Genomic DNA, 18,046 nt, shown 5'->3' with positions numbered 1-18,046 from the left:
ATTCTGCCCCGGATCAGGGAGTGAGCTGCTCGACACGGCGGGGCTGGACGATCGCCCACAGCGCCACGACCCCGATCACCGCGCAGCCGACCATCACCGTGGCCATCGTCGTGGCGGTGATGCCCGTGCCGACGGCGAGCGCGCCGACGAGCGGGGAGACCACGCCGGCGACGCCGAAGTTCGCCGCGCCGATGATCGACTGGGCGGTGCCCGCGGCCTTGCCGTGCCGGTCGAGGGCGAGCACCTGCGCGCACGGGAACGTGAACCCGCACGAGGTCATGAACAGGAACAGCGGCACGATCGTGCCCCACATCCCGAGGCCGAGCTGGTCGCCGACGATGATGAGGGCCGCGGAGACCAGCAGCGCGCCCGTCGACCAGGCCAGGACCCACTGCGGTCCGTACCGGGCGGCCAGGCGCGATGCGATCTGGACGCCGACGACGAGGCCGACCGAGTTGACGGCGAACAGGATGCCGTACTGCTGAGGGGTGAAGGCGTACTCGCCCTGGAAGAGGAACGGCGAGGCGGAGAGGTAGGAGAACAGGCCGCTGAACGCCATCGCCCCGATGATCAGGACGCCGATGAAGACGCGGTCGCTGAAGACGGACCGGTACCGCTGCCAGATGGTCGTGGTGCCCTGCGCGTGGCGGCGAGCCGGCGGCAGCGTCTCGGGGATGAGGAAGAACGCGGAGAGGAGCATGACCGCACCGTAGATCGCCAGGACGATGAAGATGCCGCGCCACGGCATGACCAGGAGCAGGACCGATCCGATCAGCGGCGCGACGACCGGCGCGGCTCCCGAGACGAGCGCCAGACGCGACAGCATCACCACGAGGCGACGTCCGCCGAACAGGTCGCGCACGATCGCCGCAGCGACGACGCCGCCGGCGGCGGCTCCGGCCCCCTGGAAGACGCGCGTGATCGACAGCAGCTCGAGCGTCGGCGCGACGGCCGCCGCGACGCTCGCGACGACGTGGAGGGCCGTCACCGCGAGGAGCGGGACGCGTCGCCCGACCTTGTCGCTCAGCGGGCCGACGATGAGCTGACCGAGGGCGAAGCCGAGCATCGTGCCCGTCAGCGTCAGCTGGATCGCGGCCGCCGTGGTCTGGAAGTCGGCCTCCAGGACGGGGAAGGCGGGGAGGTAGAGGTCGATCGTGAACGGGCCGAGGGCCGTGAGGGCGCCCAGCAGGATGATGTACAGCACCCGACGCCGCGGCGGGATCGAATCCCCCGGGTGGAGCATAATCGGCGCCGTGGCGGGGTTCGACCCGAGCGTGCGGATGGCGCCGGTGGAGCGGTCCACCCCGGTCCGGTGGGTGGCGGTGGGGTGCGAGCCGGTCTGCGGCGCGGTGGGGACGGAGGGGGTGTGGGGCACGGCAATCGTTTCGGCGACGAGGCGGAGGCGTCGGCGCCGGCGTACCGGCTCAGGCGCTCAGGGGGAAGGGAACCGGATGCGGGGCTTCGCGTGACGCCAAAAGCGGCGCATCGAATCGATTCGAGAAGCCATGATACCGGAAACCTCCTCGCCCGCGAATCGCGCGTGGAGCCGCGCGCTGTCGGCCCGCTCCCAGGACCGGGGCGCATGCGTTCGAATAAGATGACCGGAGCGTCCCCCCGTCCGCCAGCCCGCCCGGGCGCCGAGCCGAGATCAGCACATGACCCCGACATCACCGCCGTCCGAGCCGCGCAAGAGCGGCAACCCCGCCAAGCAGGCCGAGATCAACCTCACGGTCAAGCAGCAGCGCGAGCAGAAGCGCCAGGAGAAGCTGGCGCAGTACCAGAAGGACCTCGCCAAGCGCCGTCGCGGCAAGGTGGTGTGGTGGACGGTCGGATCGGTCGCCGCCGTCGCCGTCATCGCCGGCATCGTGGCCTCGATCGTCTTCTCCCCCGCGCCCGCGCCGACCCTCCCCCGCGGCGACGGCGACGGCAGCGCCATCTCGGGAGTGGAGACGTTCTCCAACACCGCCAACCACGTCGAGGGCGCCGTCGACTACCCCCAGAGCCCGCCGGCGGGCGGCGACCACAACGCGGTGTGGCTGAACTGCGGCGTGTACTCCGAGCCGGTGCCGAACGAGAACGCGGTGCACTCCCTCGAGCACGGCGCGGTGTGGGTCACCTACGACCCCGCGGCCCTGTCGTCCGAGGACGTCGACGCCCTCCGCGCGCAGCTCCCCTCGACGTACACGATCCTCTCGCCCTACGAGAGCCTGGACTCCCCCGTCGTCCTGAGCGCATGGGATGCCCAGCTCGCGGTGGACGGCGTCGACGACGAGCGCATCGGCGAGTTCCTCGCCTCGTACTGGCGCAGCACCACCGCCCCCGAGCCGAACGCCCTGTGCTCGGGCGCCCTGGACGCCCCGGGAAAGCAGTCCTGACCCTCCCGTGACCTCCGACATCCCGACCGCCGACCACCCGGCCGCCGACCCCGCGACACGACGGCCCTGGTGGGTCCTCGTCCTCGCGATCCTCGGCGTCGCGGGACTCGCCTTCGCGATCGGCCGCTTCTCGATGTTCGGAAGCGCCGGGCCCCTCCCCCCGGGAGAGACCTCCGCGGAGGTCGGCTTCTCGCGCGACATGCAGGTGCATCACGCGCAGGCGGTCGAGATGGCGATGGAGATCTACCGCAAGACCGACGACCCCGAGCTCCGCGTCCTCTCCTACGACATCGCCACAGGCCAGTCGGCGCAGCGCGGCGAGATGTTCGACTGGCTGGTCCAGTGGGGCGTGCCGCAGGGCGGCGGCGACATGATGGCGTGGATGTCGGCCTCGGATGCCGGACACGACCACGGCGTGCCCGCAGGGTCGGCGCCGCTCGGACAGAACGAGGCGATGGAGCTCATGGGGATGGCGTCGGGCGCCCAGCTGGAGCAGCTCCGCGCCGCAGAAGGGCAGGAGGCTGACTGCCTCTTCCTCGACCTCATGATCCGCCACCACGAGGGCGCGCTCCCGATGGCCGACGCGCTCCTCGAGCTCGGCTCCGACCCGCGTGCCCTCCAGCTGGCCGCCACGATCCGCAGCGGGCAGAGCGCGGAGCTCGACGCCATGGCCTCGATCCAGCAGCGCCTCGGCTGCGGGTGACCCGACACCCGCCCTCGCCCCGCGACGGCTCCGCCGCTACTGTGGGGGCGTGACGACCCAGGCCCCCGCGCGACGGCGCCCCCCGACTGTGACGGCCGCGGTCGTGATCGTCTACGTCGCCGCGTTCCTGAACGTCGGGCTCGGCATCCTGGTCATGCTCAGCCGCTACCAGGCCGAGAGCGCCGAGGTGCTGTGGGTGTCGCTCCTCGGGGCAGCGATCATCCTCCTCGGCCTGCTCACGCTGGGTCTCGCGTCGGGCCTCGCCCGCGGAAGCCGACTGGCGCGGATCGGGATCACCCTCTACTTCGGAGTGCTCATCGTCCTGCACGTGCTGAGCATCATCACGACCGACGGGTCGGACTGGTCCTCGATGATCCAGCTCGCCCTTCAGGTCGCGGCGCTTCTTCTCGTCTGGACGCCGCCGGGCTCACGCCACTTCGCGCGGATCGACGCCGCCTGACGCCGCGCGGATCACCCGCTCCACGTACCGGCGGTGGAAGAAGCGGACCACTTCGATCCCCCCGATCGCCGCGATCGTCACGGCGACCAGGAGCCACGCCGCCTCCTCGCCCGGATCCACGAGCTGGAAGAACGCGGTCAGCAGCGGCACGGTGAAGATGATCAGCAGTGCGACGAACATCGCGCCGATCACGAGCGCCTTGAAGCGCGTGACGGGCCGGGAGAGCACGGTGAGCACCCAGATTCCGACGACGGCGAGGATGATCGTCGTTCCCGTGCGCAGCTCGGGTTCGGGGACGCCGAGCGCCATGGCGCCGAGGGTGTACCCGACGAGGGCGGCGGCGATGATGAGTCCCGAGGGGATGGCGAAGCTCAGCGAGCGTTTGAGGAAGCCGGGGACGTAGCGCTGGGTATTCGGCAGGAGCGCGAGGAAGAACGCCGGGATGCCGATCGTCAGGCCGTCGGTGATGGAGAGCTGGCGAGGCAGGAACGGGAACTCCAGCATCATGATCCCGAACGCCAGGGCGAGCGTCGTGGCGTAGGCGGTCTTGGTGAGGAAGAGCATCGAGACCCGCTCGATGTTGGCGATCACCTGCCGCCCCTCGGCCACGACGTCGGGGAGGTGCGAGAACCGGCCGTCGAGGAGGACGAGGCGCGCGACCGCCTTCGTGGCGGCAGAGCCCGAGTTCATCGCGATGCCGATGTCGGCGGTCTTGATCGCCAGGGCGTCGTTCACCCCGTCACCGGTCATCGCCACGACGTGCCCGCGTCCCTGGAGCGCCACCACCATCCGCTTCTTCTGCTCCGGGGTCACCCGCCCGAAGACCTGGTGGGTCTCGAGCACCTCCGACAGCGTCGCGTCGTCCTCCGGGAGGTGACGCGCATCGTATCCCTCGGCGACCTCCAGCCCCACCTCGCGCGCGATCGCGGCCACGGTCCGCGGGTTGTCCCCCGAGATCACCCGGATGCCGACCCCCTGGGCGGCGAAGTAGGACAGCGTCTGCGCGGCATCCGGTCGCACCTGCTCGCGGAAGGTGAGCACCGCCACCGCGGTCAGTTGCCCGACCAGGCGCTCGGCCTCGACATCCGCGTCGTCGAGGAGGAGCGCGGAATGGGCGAGCACGAGCGTCCGGCGCCCGGTCGAGGCGAGCGAGACGACGCTCTGCCCGAGCGCGGTGTCCGAGTCGCTGGCCTCGTCACCGAACACCATCTCGGGGGCTCCGAGCACCCACGTCCCCGCGGGGCCGTCCGCGAAGGACGCCGCGCTCCACTTCCGCGCGGAGGAGAACGGGATGACCGCGTCCGGGGCGACCTCGCGCCGGACCGGGTAGGCGTCCGCGAGGCACCGCGCGGTGGCGTTGGCGTCGGGCGCGGCGCCGTACCAGGCCAGGGCGTCCTCGTACCCGTCGACGGCGGCGAGCACATGTCCGTCGTCGAAGGCGATGTCGCCCGCGGTGATGGTGCCGGTCTTGTCCAGGCAGATCATGTCGACGCGTGCGAGTCCTTCGACCGCAGGGAGCTCGTTGACGAGGACCTGTCGGTTCGCGAGCTTCGCCGCCCCCACCGCGAAGGTGATCGAGGAGATGAGGACGAGTCCGAGCGGGATCATCGCGGTGATCGCGGCGATCGCGTTGACGACCGCCTGGACCCATTCGCCCGACTCCCACGCCGATGCCCAGCCGCCGAGGGCGACCATCTGCGCGTTGACGACGAGCAGCCCCACCGGGCCGATGATCCAGCTCATCCACTTCAGGACGCGGTTGATCGACGAGCGGACCTCGGAGGCGACGAGCGAGAAGCGCTTGGCCTCCGAGGCGAAGGTGTTGGCGTAGGAATCCGCGCCGACGCGCGTCGCCTGCGCGAGGCCCTCGCCCGACACGACGATCGACCCGGACAGCGCATCGTCGCCCGGACGCTTGTCCACGGCATCCGACTCCCCCGTCAGCATCGACTCGTCGACCTGGAGGGCGCGCGCGTGGACGATCACCGCGTCCGCCGGGATCTGGTCGCCCGCGCGCAGGACAAGGATGTCGTCCTGCACGACCTCCGCGGGCACGATCTCGACGTCCTGCCCGTCGCGACGGACGCGGGCGCGCGGGGCGTTCAGCAGGGCGAGGCGGTCCAGCGCCGCCTTCGCGCGGAACTCCTGCCAGCAGCCGATGATCGAGTTCGCGAACGCGGCGAGGCCGAACAGCGCGTCCTGCCAGCGTCCGAGCACGAACAGCACGAAGAAGCACGCGAAGATGATGCCGTTGAACAGCGTGAACACGTTCGCGCGGACGATGTTCGCCACGCTCCTGCTGGTGTCGGCGGCGAAGGCGTTCGTCCGTCCGTCCGCGATCCGCTCCGCGACGTCCGCGGCCACGAGCCCCACGGCGGGATCGACCTCCGCCCGTTCGCGGGCGGGGACCACGGCATCGGGGGGAGCGGCATCCATGCATCACAGTATGGCGATGCGCTCGCATCCGAATCGAGGATGCCGGAGAATTGATCGTCGTGACCTCTTCGCCGCACACCCCCCACGCCCTGCTCCACCTCCGCACCGCCGGCGTCTCGCTCGTGCTGGACGCCCGCCACGGCGCACTCCCCTCGGTGATCCACTGGGGGCCGGCGCTCGTCGACCTGGACGGTGACGACCTCGCCGTCCTCGCCGACGCCGTGGAGCCCGTCATCGGGTCGAACACGCCGGAGACGCCGCTGCGGCTGGCGGTTCTCCCCGAGCACCACGCGGGCTGGTCGGGTCGCCCGGGGGTCTCCGGCTCCTTCGACGGACCGGGCTGGTCTCCCCGCTTCGCCACGACCGCGCTCACTCTCGACGGCGCACCGGTCGGCGGCGACCGGACGGCGGACGCGGGCACCGTCGTGGTGGATGCCGTCGACGACAGCGGACGCCTCGCCCTCCGTCTGGAGATCGAACTGACCCCGCAGGGCCTCGTCCGCACCCGCGCGGAGATCGCAAATCGCCACGACGCCCCCTATCGCCTCGACGACCTCTCGATCGCCCTCCCGATCCCCGCGGAGGCGAGCGAGCTCCTCGACTTCACCGGTCAGCACAACGGCGAGCGGATGCCGCAGCGGTCCACGCTCGTCGACGGCGTCCACCTCCGGGAGAACCGGCGCGGGCGCACCGCCGCCGACAGCGCGTTCCTCCTCCACGCCGGAACCCCCGGCTTCGACTTCGCCGGCGGAGCGGTGTGGGCCGTCCACACCGCCTGGAGCGGCAACCACCGCCACTACGCCGAGCGGGTGTTCTCCGGCGAGCAGGTCCTCGGCGGCGGTGAAGTGCTGCTCCCCGGAGAAGTCGCCCTGGCTCCGGAGGAGTCCTACCGCTCCCCCTGGGTGTACTTCGCGTTCGGCACCGGGCTGGACGCGCTCGCGCACCGTTTCCACGCGCACCTGCGGGCGCGACCGGATGCGCCGGACAGCCGCCGACCGGTCACGCTGAACGTGTGGGAGGCGGTGTACTTCCGGCACGACGCCGACGAGCTCATCGCCCTCGCGGAGCGAGCCGCCGACCTCGGCGTCGAGCGCTTCGTGCTCGACGACGGCTGGTTCGGCGACCGACGGCACGACCGCGCGGGGCTCGGCGACTGGACCGTCTCCGCCGACGTCTGGCCCGACGGTCTCCACCCGCTCATCGACCGGGTGCACGCGCTCGGGATGCAGTTCGGCCTGTGGTTCGAGCCCGAAATGGTCAACCTCGACAGCGACCTGGCCCGCCGGCATCCGGAGTGGATCATGGCCGCCCGCGACGACCTGCCGGTGGAGTCCCGATTCCAGCACGTGCTGAACCTCGGGATCCCCGGCGCGTACGCGCACGTCCGCGACCAGATGCTCGCGATCCTCGACGAGTATCGGATCGACTACATCAAGTGGGATCACAACCGCGATCTGATCGAGGCGGGCGACCGGACGCGCGGCGGGCACGCTGCGGTGCACGCGCAGACCGAGGCGTTCTACCGCCTGCTCGGCGACCTCCGCCGGGCCCACCCGTCCCTCGAGGTCGAGACCTGCTCCTCCGGCGGCGGCCGGGTCGACCTCGGCGTCCTGGAGCACACCGATCGGATCTGGGTGTCCGACAACAGCGACCCCCACGACCGCCAGGGGATGCTGCAGTGGACGCTCCAGCTCGCCCCGCCGGAGTTCCTCGGCGCGCACATCGCCTCGCCCCGCTCGCACACCACCGGTCGACACATGGACCTCGCCTTCCGGGGCGGCACCGCGGTCTTCGGACACTTCGGCATCGAGTGGAACCTTGCCGAGGCGACGGAGGCCGATCTCGCCGCCGTCCGCGGGTGGATCGACTTCTACGCCGCAAACCGCGCGCTCCTCCTCGCCGGCGACGTCGTCCGGGTCGACACCCCCGACCCGCGGATCGTCGTCCGCGGGGTCGTGGCGCCCGACCGCTCGCGCGCGATCTTCTCCGCCGCGGTGCTGGACACCGTCCACCCCGACCCTCCGGCGCGCCTCCGCCTGCGCGACCTCGACCCGGAGCGTCGGTACCGGGTCACCCCGGTCCTGCTCGGGACGCTCCCCTCGGGACTCATCGCCCCGGCGTGGTGGGGCGAGGCGAGCGATGCCGCGGCGCACGCGGCCCAGGAGTACTGGGACCACGCGCCGCGCGTGGACGTCACGTTCCCGGGGGCCGTCTTCCGCGGCCAGGTCCTGCACACCGTCGGTGTCGCGTCGCCGCGCGTGCACCCCGACCAGGTCGTCCTCTACCGCGTGGACGCCCTCGACTGACGCAGACGCGAAGAGGAGGGGCCCGGCATCCGCTCGGATGCCGGGCCCCTTCGTGTTCGTGCAGGTCGGTTACTTCACCGAGCCCGCGGTGAGGCCCCGGACGAAGTAGCGCTGCAGGGCGAAGAAGATCACCAGCGGCACGATGAGCGTGATGAACGAACCCGCCGCCACGCGCTGCCAGCCCTGGCCATACTGACCGAGGAGCGTGTACAGCCCCTGAGTCAGGACCTGGTTGGGCCCGGACTGGATGAAGATGTACGCCACGAGGAAGTCGTTCCACACCCACAGGAACTGGAAGATCGCGAACGACGCGAGCGCCGGCACCGACATCGGCACGATCAGCCGCCAGAAGATCTGGAAGTGCGTCGCCCCATCCACGCGCGCCGCCTCGATCAGCGAGACCGGGAGGGTCTGCATGTAGTTGCGCAGGATGTAGATCGCCAGCGGCAGCGCGAAGGTCGAGTGCACGATCCACGCCGCCGGATACTGCCCGATGATCTGGATGCCGGTGGTGTTCCCGAACCACACGAACAGCTGCAGGATCGGGATGATCGCCAGCTGGATCGGCACGACCATGAGGCCGAGCACGATGGCGAAGTACACCTCCTTGAACTTGAACTGGAAGAAGGTGAAGCCGTACGCCGCCATCGCCGCGACCATGATCGGCAGGACCGTGGCGGGGATGGTGACGGCGACGGAGTTCCAGAACGTCTGGCTGACGTTGAGGGCCTCCCATGCTTGGGCGAACGGCTCGAACGTCCACTGCGTCTGGAACGGGTTCAGCAGCGCCGACCACCACCCGGTCGCCTCGACCTCCGACCGCGGGCGGAGGCTCGTGACGGCCAGCCCCACCAGCGGGAACAGCCAGGATACGGCGATGACGCCCATGATGATCGTGATCAGGACCTGGGGCTTCTTCTTGTCGCCCGTGCGCTCGCGCTTGCGCGACGCCTTCTCGACGTTGACGACCTCGCGACGGCCGTCGTCGTCGACGACCGGGGTCGGGATGGCGGCGCTCATCGGAGTTCCTCCTGCGACTTGTAGCTGCGGACTTGGTAGACGATCAGGGGCACGACGGCGATCATCAGGACCACGACGACCGCCGCGGCCTTACCCGGGTTCTGGAAGCTGAACAGCTGGTTGTAGAAGTCCACCGCCAGGACGCTGGTGTTGTACTGGCCGCCCGTCATCGCGTAGATGATGTCGAAGATCTTCATCACGAAGATCGTGATCGTGACGAACACCGCCAGGATCGTGCCGCGGATCTGCGGGACGATGACGCTGAAGAAGAGCTTCCGCTCCCCCGCACCGTCGAGGCGACCCGCTTCGATCGTCTCCTCCGGCACGCCCTTGATCGCCGCCGAGAGCAGGACCATCGCGAAGCCGACCTGCAACCAGATCGCGATGAACATGATGAGGAAGCTGTTCAGCCGCCCCGCGTCGAGGGTGAGCCACGGAACGGGGTCCTGACCGGTCACCGAGGTCCAGATCGCGTTCAGAAGGTAGATCTGCGGGTTGCCGGGAGGGGCGTAGAAGTAGATGAACCGCCACGTGACCGCGGCGGCGACACCCGAGATCGCCATCGGCAGGAAGATCATCGCCTTGAAGGTGGTCTCGCGCTTCTTGCCGAGCTTGTCGGTGAGCACCGCCACCAGCAGACCGATGAGCACGGCCCCTGCCGGCACCACGAGCACCCACAGCAGGTTGTTCAGCAGGATGCCGATGAAGCTGGAGCTCGTGAACAGGTCGATGTAGTTGTCGAGTCCGACGAACGTGGCACCTTCGCCGCGTCGCTGGCTCTGCTCCATGAAGCTCTCCACGAAGGTGCGGATCGCCGGGTAGAGCAGGAACACCGAGACGAGGATGATCACGGGGAACAGGAAGACGTACGGCAGGAGCCGCGCCTTCCATTTGTCATTCGTGCGTTCGACCAGCCAGTTGAGGCTGAAGAAGATCAGGAACGACACCGTCAGTCCGAGGACGACGGAGAGTAGAGCACTGAGAATGGCCATCGATACCGCCTGACGTCATTGTGAGGGTGAGGGAGATGCTAGCGGGGAGCGGTGCCGGTTGACGAGAGCCGGCACCGCTCCCCGCTGAATCACTCGGTGAGGTGGTGCGATGGATTACCGGGGCCAGGAGGCGTCGATGTTCTGGAACGCCTGCTCCATGGACTGCTGACCGGCGAACCAGCTGGTGAGCTCGGTCCACTCGGTACCCGCACCGACTTCACCGGGCATCTGGTCCGACGCGTCGAAGCCGAACAGCTCCGATGCGGCGAGCAGCTCCTGGGCCTTGACCTGGAACTCCGTGGTGTAGAACGACGTGTCGAAGTCGTTGTGGGGCGAGAGGAAGATCGCCTGGCTGGCGTATCCGTTCGTCCCGAACTCGGCACTGGTGATGTACTCGACCACCGCGGCGGTGGCCTCGTTGTTGGTGAAGGCGCCGACCAGGTCGCCACCGCCGAGCATCGCCGTCGGGGTGCCGTCGGGCGACGGCAGCTGGAAGAAGTCGATGTTCGACAGGTCGCCGTCGGCGATCTGCGCCTTGATGTCCTCGGGGAAGAAGTCCGCGATGAACGAGCCCTGACGCATCATGAAGCACTGACCGTTGTCGACGCCCTCGACGAACAGCTGGTTGCCGGCGGTCTGGAAGGACGTCGTCGCCGCGGCGGGTCCGCCGCCGTTGATCTTGCCGGGCTCGAGCAGCTCGGTGGCGACCTTGTCGCCGGCCTCGTTGACCAGGGGGCTGTCGAAGAGCACGTCGCCCGCAATCCAGGCGTTGTACTCGTCGAGGCCGCCGTAGCGGAGGACGTACTCCTCGAGCCAGTCCGTCGCCGGCCATCCGGTGCCCGCGCCCGACTCCAGGCCGACGCACCACGGGTAGCCGAGGCCCTCGTCGATGATCTGCTGCTGGAGAGCGGTCAGCTCCGCGTCGGTGGTGGGCACTTCCAGCCCCGCCGCCTCGAACGCCGCCGGGTTGTACCAGACGAGCGACTTGACGTTGATCGAGTATGGCAGGCCGTAGGTCTGGCCGTCGACCTGGGCGATCTGCCCGAGGCCGTTGGCCTGGTCGGCGGTGATCGCGTCGATGTCCAGGCCGAGCTCCTCCAGCGGGTAGAGGGTGTTCGTCTGGCTCTTCAGCACGCCCGGCTGCGGATAGATCGCGATGTCCGGCGGGTTGCCGGCGGTCGCGCGGGCGACCACGGCGGTCTGGAAGTCGGTGTTGCCGTCGTAGGTGACGGTGATGCCGCTGGTCTCCGACCATGCGTCCAGGTCGGCCTGGAAAGCGGCGGCCTGGGCATCGGTGAAGGCGCCCATGATCGAGACGGTCTGGCTGTCGCCGCCGCCTCCGTCGTCGCCTCCGCCGCCACCCGAACAGGCGGCCAGAGCCATGCCGACGACCCCCAAGCCGACGACCGGCACCAGGATCCGCCGGTGCTGTGACATTCCCATGTGATGCTCCTCCTCGAGTCACGTTCTGCGCAACGGCCCCGTGTCGGGAACCGTTCCCACACACGGTAGACGAAACATCGCCGCCCGCACAACCATGAAGGATCACGAAACGGTAAAGGCCCGGAATTCCGCGGCTGCACAGACGGAGATCGGCCGGGAACCGCTCCCACTTTGCGCCCGCCTTCGCTATGCTGTCCCGGAACGGACGCACGGTGGCGTCGGAAAGGACGGACTCGACGGTGAGCGGTATCTCGGAAGTCGCACGGCGCGCCGGCGTGTCGAAATCGACCGCCAGCCGGGCGCTCGGCAGCACCGGCTACGTCTCCGAGGACACCCGCGAGCGCGTCGCGCGCGCCGCCGCCGAGCTCGGCTACGTGCCGTCCACCAGCGCCGTCAGTCTCGCCACCGGGCGCACGAAGAACATCGGCGTGGTGATGCCGTATCTGAACCGATGGTTCTTCGCCGAGGTCCTGGAGGGGATCCAGGAGGCGCTGCTCGAGCACGGCCTCGATCTCACGCTCTACGACGCGAATCCGGGGAGCGAGGGACGGGCGCGGATCTTCGACGACTACCTCGCGCGCAAGCGATTCGACGGGCTCATCGCGGTGGGACTGGAACCCGACCACCGGGAGCTGGAGCGGCTGGTCGCGATCGGGCGCCCCATGGTCAGCGTGGTGGGCTCAGGCGAGACGACCTCCCTCGTCGCCATCGACGAGGAGGATGCCGCACGACGGGCCACCGAGCACCTCCTCGCTCTCGGGCACGAGCGGATCGCCTTCCTGGGCGGGCGCCCGGACCAGCACTGGGCCCAGGTGGACCGGCGACGACTCGGCGGGTACACCTCGGCCATGGAGGACGCGGGCCTCGGTGCCGGCATCCGCCACATCCACTCCGACGTGACGCTCCCCGGCGGGTACGCCGCGGCCGTGAACGTCCTGGGCGATCTCCGCGAGCGCCCGACGGCCATCGTGGCCACATGCGACGAGGTCGCCATCGGCGCCATCATCGCCGCACGACGACTCGGCGTGCAGGTCCCCAGCGCCCTCTCGGTCATCGGGATCGACGATCACGAATACGCGGAGATGTTCTCCCTCACCACCTTGAAGCAGGACCCGCGCGCGCAGGGGCGCGCGGCGGTCGATCTGGTGCTCGCCCACCTCCAGGACCCCCACCGGCCGCACTCGATCCTGCGGCAGCGGGCGACGATGGTCGTGCGCAGCTCGACCGCGCCCCTCGCCCCCGACCGTTCCGCGGCCGTCACCGACGCCCGGGCATGACAGAAGCCCCGGATGCCTGAGCATCCGGGGCTTCTGTCAGTGACTATTCGGCGCATCAACGCTGCTGCGCAGCGGTGATCCGCCTCGGCTCACTTGAGGGTGACGGTCGCGCCGGCCTCTTCGAGGGAAGCCTTGGCCTTCTCGGCGGTCTCCTTGTTGGCGCCCTCCAGGACGGCCTTGGGGGCACCGTCGACGACGGCCTTGGCCTCGCCGAGGCCGAGCGAGGTGAGCTCGCGGACGACCTTGATGACCTGGATCTTCTTGTCGCCGGCGGCCTCGAGGACGACGTCGAACGAGTCCTTCTCCTCCTCGGCGGCGGCGTCACCGGCTCCACCGGCGGGGGCGCCGGCAGCGGCGACCGCGACCGGGGCGGCGGCGGTGACGTCGAAGGTCTCCTCGAACGCCTTGACGAACTCGCTGAGCTCGATGAGCGTGAGCTCCTTGAACGCGTCGAGCAGCTCCTCAGTGCTGAGCTTTGCCATGATGATTCTCCTTGTTGGGTGGGTTTGTCAGCCGGGCCTGTCTCAGGCCGCGGACTCCTGCTTCTCGCGCAGTGCGTCGACCGTTCGAACGGCCTTCGACGGCAGTGCGTTGAAGACGTAGGCCGCCTTGGTCAGCGAGGCCTTCATCGCACCGGCGAGCTTCGCCAGCAGGACTTCACGGGTCTCGAGATCGGCGAGCTTGTTGACCTCTTCAGCGGTCAGGGGGTTTCCGTCGAAGAAACCGCCCTTGATGACCAGAAGAGGGTGTGCCTTGGCGAAGGCGCGCAGACCCTTCGCGACGGCGACCGGGTCACCGTGCACGAAAGCGACGGCCGACGGACCCTTGAGGTCGTCGTCCAGCGCCGTGATCCCCGCGTTGTTCGCGGCGATCTTGGTCAGCGTGTTCTTCACCACGGCGTATTCCGCGTCCTGACGGATGGTGTTGCGAAGCTCCTTGAGCTCGGCAACCGTCAAGCCGCGGTACTCGGTCAGCAGAACGGCGGTCGAGTCCTCGAAATTCTTCGTGAGCTCGGCGACCGATGCTTCCTTCTGCGCCATGGCCACTCCTTGTGTATGCGAGACACTTCGCGATGGCGAAGCGCCGGCCGAGGGCATCCGGTGTCTCCCAGCTCGGAAAACGAAAAAGCTCCGGCGCAAGCGCACGGAGCTGAAGGACGGAAGTCCGGTTCGTGACACCTGCGCGGGCCCCTGTTTCCAGAGCTTCGATCGCCTCACGCTCTCACGCACGACGATGACCGGCGGTCTTCGGTTGGACACAGCCTACGACAGCACGGGGAGTCCGCCAAATCGCGCGCGTGCGGCAAATGGTTAGGCTAACCTAACAACGACGCCTCGCGCGTCGCGCCCCCTCCCCTGACGAAGGACGATCCGCCATGCCCTCTCGCCGCTTCCGCCTGACGCCCCTCGCGCTGCTCGGCGTCGCCGCGTTGACCCTCACCGCCTGCGCCGGCGCGGACGCCCCGGCCGAGACGGCGGACGAGACCGCCGAGGGTCCGCGCACCCTGACGGTCTACTCGGGCCGCGATGCCGAACTCGTCGACCCCCTCATCGAGATGTTCGAGGAGCAGTCCGGCATCACCGTCGAGGTCCGCTACGCCGGGACCACCGAGCTCGCCGCACAGCTGCTCGAAGAGGGCGAGCGCACGCCCGCACAGGTCTTCCTCTCCCAGGATGCCGGAGCCCTCGGCGCCGTCGCGGAGGCCGGGATGTTCACGACCCTGCCGGACGAGATCACTGAGCTCGTGCCCGCCGAGTACACCTCCACCGACGACTCCTGGGTGGGCCTGACCGGCCGGGCCCGCGTCATCGCCTACGACAGCGAGAAGTACACCGCCGACGAGGTCCCCGGCGACGTCCTCGAGCTGACAGAGCCGGAATGGGCGGGGAAAGTCGGGATCGTTCCGAGCAACGCCTCCTTCCAGGCGTTCGTGACGGCCCTCCGCGTCAGCGAAGGCGACGAGGTCGCCCAGGCATGGCTGGAGGGTCTCGTGGCGAACGACTCCCCGGTCTACGCGCGCAACGGCGAGCTGCTCGAAGCGGTCAACGCCGGCGCCGTCGACCTCGGCCTCATCAACCACTACTACTGGGCCCGCTCCGAGCAGGACCCCACGACGCTGCGCGCGCAGCTGAAGTTCGGCGACCCGGGCTCGATCTCCGCACTCGTCAACGTCACGGGAGCCGGGATCCTCACCGGCGCCGCCGACTCGCCCGAGGCGGCCGAGTTCGTCGAGTTCCTCGTCTCGGAGGACGCCCAGACCTACTTCCTCGAGGAGACGTTCGAGTACCCGCTCGTGGGCGACCTCCCCGGCCCCGAGGGCGTGCCGGCCCGCGACGAGCTGGGCGGCCCCGACATCGACCTCTCCGACTTGTCCTCGCTGGAGGAGACCGTGGCGATGATCACCGCGGCGGGACTGCTCTGACCACCGCCCTCTCGTCCCCGCGACGCTCCGTCGAGCGCGGGAGCGCGCCCTCTCGGCGCGCTCCCGCGCTGCTGGTGCTCGCGGCGGCCCTGGTCGCCGCAGCCGCGGCCGCGCCGCTGGTCCAGCTGCTGACACGGGTGGCCGGCGGCGGCGCCGAGGCCGCGGCATCCGCGCTGCTGCGTCCGCGGACCGCGGACCTCCTCGTCGACACGCTCGCCTTGACGGCGACGGTCAGCGCCCTCGCGCTGGCGCTCGGCATCGCCCTCGCGACCGCTGCCGTCCGGGTGCGCCTTCCCGGCCGCCGGCTGTGGTGGATCGCCCTGTGCCTTCCGCTCGCGGTGCCGAGCTACGTCGGCGCCTTCGCGTGGACGGCGACCTGGCCGACGGTCGACGGTTTCTGGCCGCTGGTGATCGTGCTGACCCTGTGCACCGTGCCGTACGTGACGCTGCCGGCGATGGCGGCCCTGTCCACCCTCGACGACGGGCTGGTCGACGTCGCCCGCACCCTCGGCCGCGGGCGGGTGCGGGTCTACATCACGGTGGTCCTCCCCCACGTCCTCCCGGCGGCGGCCGCCGGCGCGCTCCTGGTCGCGCTGTACGCGCTGTCGGATTTCGGAGCACCCGCGATCCTCCGTGTCGAGACGCTCACGACGGGCGTCTACGCGCAGTTCAGCAGCGGATTCGACCGGACGCTGGCCGCCACCACGGCCCTGCTGCTCGCCGCCGTGGCCGTCGTGTGCGTCGCCAGCGAACGGCTCATCCGCCCGCGGACCGTGCGCACCCGGACCACCGCGTCCGCCCGCCCCGCGGTGGAACTCGGCCGCGCGGGCACCGCCGCGACCATGACGGCCCTCGCCGCCGTCACCGCAGCGAGCGTGCTCTTCCCGGTCGTCGCGCTCGGCATCCGGATGCTCCGCAGCGACCGCTACGCCTCCACCCCGGTCGACCTCGCGGGGGCCCTGGGGACGACCGTCGGCATCTCGGCGCTCGCGGCGACCGTGGCGGTCGCCGTCGCCCTGCCGGTCAGCATCCTCGCCGCCCGGTACCGCGGCGCGCTCGTCACGGGCCTGGAATCGGTGTCCTACCTCGGGCACGCCCTCCCCGGCGTGGTGGTCGCCCTGGCGCTGGTGACGCTCTCCCTGCAGTTCTTCCCCGGCGCCTACCAGAGCGCCCTCGTCCTTCTCGCCGCCTACGGCATCCTGTTCCTGCCGAAATCGATCGGGGCGTCCCGCGCGGCGATCGCGCAGGTCCCGGAAGAGCTCGAGGAGACCTCGCGCACCCTGGGTCGGGGGCCCGTGCGCACGTGGCTGCGCGTCACACTTCCCGGAGCGCTGCCGGGCATCCTCGCGGGATGGGTGCTGGTGGCCACCGCCGTCGCCAAGGAACTGCCCGCCACCCTCATGCTCCGCCCCATCGGGTTCGACACGCTGGCCACGGAGCTGTGGAGCAAGACCTCGCTCGGCGCGTACGGCGCGGCGGCCCCCATCGGGGTGCTCCTGATCCTCGCCGGCATCGCACCCGCCCTTCTCCTCGCGCGCGGACTGGAGCGGCGCCGGACGACGTCCGGGAGAATGGAACCGTGACCACCCGAGTCGAGAAGGCCCGCGCCGCGTACGCGGACCACGACGTTCTCCACGACGTCGACCTCGACATCGGCGCCGGCGAGCGCGTCAGCGTCCTCGGCCCGTCCGGCAGCGGGAAGTCCACGCTCCTGCGCGTGATCGCGGGCCTTCACCCCCTCCGCTCGGGACGCGTCGTGATCGACGGCGAGGACGTCACACGCCGGGCTCCCGAGTCGCGCGGCATCGGCCTCGTCCCGCAGGAGGGGGCGCTGTTCCCGCACCTCGACGTCGCCGCGAACATCGGGTACGGCATCCGCGGGCTGCGCCTGCGCAGCGCGCACCGCGACGCCCGCGTCCGGGACCTCGCGGACGTCGTCGGCCTCGGAGAGCTCGTCCGGCGTCGACCGCACGAGCTCTCCGGCGGGCAGCGCCAGCGCGTGGCCGTCGCCCGCGCCCTCGCGCACGAACCGCGCCTGGTCCTCATGGACGAGCCCTTCAGCGCCCTCGACGCCGGCCTTCGGCAGCAGGTCCGCGACGACGTGGCCCAGATCCTGCGCGACCGCGGGGTGGGGGTGGCCCTGATCACCCACGACCAGGAGGAGGCCCTCTCGCTCGGCGACCGGGTCGCCGTGCTCCGGGCGGGCCGGATCGTGCAGGTGGGGACGCCGCGGGACGTCTACACGGCACCGGCGGATGCCTGGACCGCCCGCTTCCTCGGCGAAGCCCTCATCCTCCCCGCCGAGGCCCACGGCGACCGCGCGATGAGCGGACTCGGGGACATCGCCCTGTCGGCACCCGCCCGGGGCGCCGTGTCGATCGTCCTCCGCCCCGAGCAGATCCGACTGCACGCCGCTGACGGCCACGCCGGCTCGGGCGAGGTGACCCGCATCCGCTATTTCGGCCACGACGCACTGGTCGACCTGCGCCTGGACGCCGGCACGGATCTCACCGTGCGCGTGGGTCCTGACATCGACGTCGCGCCGGGCGAGCGGGCCGCCGTCTCGGTGCGGGGAGCCGCGGCCCCCCTCCCGCCCGAGTGAGCGGCGCAGC

The 18,046-nt window shown here is 70.3% G+C and carries 15 protein-coding genes; 8 read left to right on the top strand and 7 right to left on the bottom strand.

Translation table 11 applies throughout. The features are described from left to right. Positions 1–13: 13 nt before the first annotated feature. Complete coding sequence (locus LTL01_RS03995) at positions 14–1,375, bottom strand: multidrug effflux MFS transporter (protein ID WP_372461287.1); 1,362 nt, start codon at positions 1,373–1,375, stop codon at positions 14–16. Between the two features lie 280 nt (positions 1,376–1,655). On the opposite strand from LTL01_RS03995, the gene LTL01_RS03990 reads away from it, so the two are divergent. Genes LTL01_RS03990 through LTL01_RS03980 form a run of 3 tightly spaced genes read left to right on the top strand, consistent with a single transcriptional unit; the run spans position 1,656 to position 3,538 of the window. Further along, positions 1,656–2,375 (top strand): thioredoxin-like domain-containing protein, encoded by a 720-nt coding sequence (locus LTL01_RS03990; RefSeq protein WP_236967489.1) that lies wholly within the window; start codon positions 1,656–1,658, stop codon positions 2,373–2,375. 7 nt (positions 2,376–2,382) lie between these two features. Continuing rightward, positions 2,383–3,078, top strand: coding sequence for a DUF305 domain-containing protein (locus LTL01_RS03985; protein ID WP_236967488.1), 696 nt, complete (start codon positions 2,383–2,385; stop codon positions 3,076–3,078). Between the two features lie 49 nt (positions 3,079–3,127). Further along, positions 3,128–3,538, top strand: coding sequence for a hypothetical protein (locus LTL01_RS03980; protein ID WP_236967487.1), 411 nt, complete (start codon positions 3,128–3,130; stop codon positions 3,536–3,538). Here LTL01_RS03980 and LTL01_RS03975 read toward each other — a convergent pair. Further along, positions 3,506–5,974, bottom strand: coding sequence for an HAD-IC family P-type ATPase (locus LTL01_RS03975; protein ID WP_236967486.1), 2,469 nt, complete (start codon positions 5,972–5,974; stop codon positions 3,506–3,508). The genes LTL01_RS03980 and LTL01_RS03975 overlap by 33 nt on opposite strands. Positions 5,975–6,033: 59 nt before the next feature. On the opposite strand from LTL01_RS03975, the gene LTL01_RS03970 reads away from it, so the two are divergent. Continuing rightward, on the top strand, positions 6,034–8,280 hold the full coding sequence (locus LTL01_RS03970) for an alpha-galactosidase (RefSeq protein ID WP_236967485.1): 2,247 nt from the start codon (positions 6,034–6,036) through the stop codon (positions 8,278–8,280). A 69-nt stretch (positions 8,281–8,349) separates the two neighbouring features. Here LTL01_RS03970 and LTL01_RS03965 read toward each other — a convergent pair whose 3' ends face one another. From LTL01_RS03965 to LTL01_RS03955, 3 genes are all read right to left on the bottom strand, one after another. Continuing rightward, complete coding sequence (locus LTL01_RS03965; protein ID WP_082334707.1) at positions 8,350–9,300, bottom strand: carbohydrate ABC transporter permease; 951 nt, start codon at positions 9,298–9,300, stop codon at positions 8,350–8,352. Further along, complete coding sequence (locus LTL01_RS03960; protein WP_053548090.1) at positions 9,297–10,292, bottom strand: carbohydrate ABC transporter permease; 996 nt, start codon at positions 10,290–10,292, stop codon at positions 9,297–9,299. Before LTL01_RS03960 ends, LTL01_RS03965 begins: the two co-directional genes overlap by 4 nt. A gap of 114 nt (positions 10,293–10,406) precedes the next feature. Further along, positions 10,407–11,735 (bottom strand): ABC transporter substrate-binding protein, encoded by a 1,329-nt coding sequence (locus LTL01_RS03955; RefSeq protein ID WP_236967484.1) that lies wholly within the window; start codon positions 11,733–11,735, stop codon positions 10,407–10,409. Between the two features lie 239 nt (positions 11,736–11,974). Here LTL01_RS03955 and LTL01_RS03950 point away from each other — a divergent pair, with 239 nt between their 5' ends. Next, entirely contained in the window at positions 11,975–13,012 is a 1,038-nt protein-coding gene (locus LTL01_RS03950; protein ID WP_053548232.1) for a LacI family DNA-binding transcriptional regulator, read from the top strand. 89 nt (positions 13,013–13,101) lie between these two features. On the opposite strand, the gene rplL is transcribed toward LTL01_RS03950, so the two are convergent. Together rplL and rplJ are read right to left on the bottom strand one after the other, a co-directional pair. Beyond that, positions 13,102–13,494 (bottom strand): 50S ribosomal protein L7/L12, encoded by a 393-nt coding sequence (gene rplL / locus LTL01_RS03945; protein ID WP_053548092.1) that lies wholly within the window; start codon positions 13,492–13,494, stop codon positions 13,102–13,104. Between the two features lie 42 nt (positions 13,495–13,536). After that, positions 13,537–14,052 (bottom strand): 50S ribosomal protein L10, encoded by a 516-nt coding sequence (rplJ, locus tag LTL01_RS03940; RefSeq protein ID WP_053548093.1) that lies wholly within the window; start codon positions 14,050–14,052, stop codon positions 13,537–13,539. Positions 14,053–14,387: 335 nt separating this feature from the next. Between rplJ and LTL01_RS03935 the strand changes: the two genes are divergently transcribed. The 3 genes from LTL01_RS03935 to LTL01_RS14805 all read left to right on the top strand — a co-directional run bounded on the left by LTL01_RS03935 (position 14,388) and on the right by LTL01_RS14805 (position 18,036). Then, a complete protein-coding gene (locus tag LTL01_RS03935) occupies positions 14,388–15,434 on the top strand; it encodes an iron ABC transporter substrate-binding protein (protein ID WP_236967483.1) in 1,047 nt (348 codons plus the stop codon). A 74-nt stretch (positions 15,435–15,508) separates the two neighbouring features. Continuing rightward, positions 15,509–17,017 (top strand): ABC transporter permease, encoded by a 1,509-nt coding sequence (locus LTL01_RS03930; protein ID WP_236967482.1) that lies wholly within the window; start codon positions 15,509–15,511, stop codon positions 17,015–17,017. After that, positions 17,014–18,036 carry an ABC transporter ATP-binding protein gene (locus LTL01_RS14805; RefSeq protein ID WP_236967481.1) on the top strand — a complete coding sequence of 341 codons (1,023 nt, stop codon included), beginning with the start codon at positions 17,014–17,016 and terminating at the stop codon, positions 18,034–18,036. Before LTL01_RS03930 ends, LTL01_RS14805 begins: the two co-directional genes overlap by 4 nt. Positions 18,037–18,046: the final 10 nt, after the last annotated feature.

The sequence above is a fragment of the Microbacterium aurantiacum genome (assembly GCF_021654035.1).
Lineage (GTDB): Bacteria > Actinomycetota > Actinomycetes > Actinomycetales > Microbacteriaceae > Microbacterium > Microbacterium aurantiacum.
This window is presented reverse-complemented; position numbering and strand designations above follow the sequence as displayed.

Coding starts and splice junctions, on each gene's coding strand:
- LTL01_RS03990 (WP_236967489.1), top strand. CDS start 1,656: ATGACCCCGACATCACCGCCGTCCGAGCCGCGCAAGAGCGGCAACCCC.
- LTL01_RS03975 (WP_236967486.1), bottom strand. CDS start 5,974: ATGGATGCCGCTCCCCCCGATGCCGTGGTCCCCGCCCGCGAACGGGCG.
- LTL01_RS03965 (WP_082334707.1), bottom strand. CDS start 9,300: ATGAGCGCCGCCATCCCGACCCCGGTCGTCGACGACGACGGCCGTCGC.
- LTL01_RS03960 (WP_053548090.1), bottom strand. CDS start 10,292: ATGGCCATTCTCAGTGCTCTACTCTCCGTCGTCCTCGGACTGACGGTG.
- LTL01_RS03955 (WP_236967484.1), bottom strand. CDS start 11,735: ATGGGAATGTCACAGCACCGGCGGATCCTGGTGCCGGTCGTCGGCTTG.
- rplL (WP_053548092.1), bottom strand. CDS start 13,494: ATGGCAAAGCTCAGCACTGAGGAGCTGCTCGACGCGTTCAAGGAGCTC.
- rplJ (WP_053548093.1), bottom strand. CDS start 14,052: ATGGCGCAGAAGGAAGCATCGGTCGCCGAGCTCACGAAGAATTTCGAG.
- LTL01_RS03935 (WP_236967483.1), top strand. CDS start 14,388: ATGCCCTCTCGCCGCTTCCGCCTGACGCCCCTCGCGCTGCTCGGCGTC.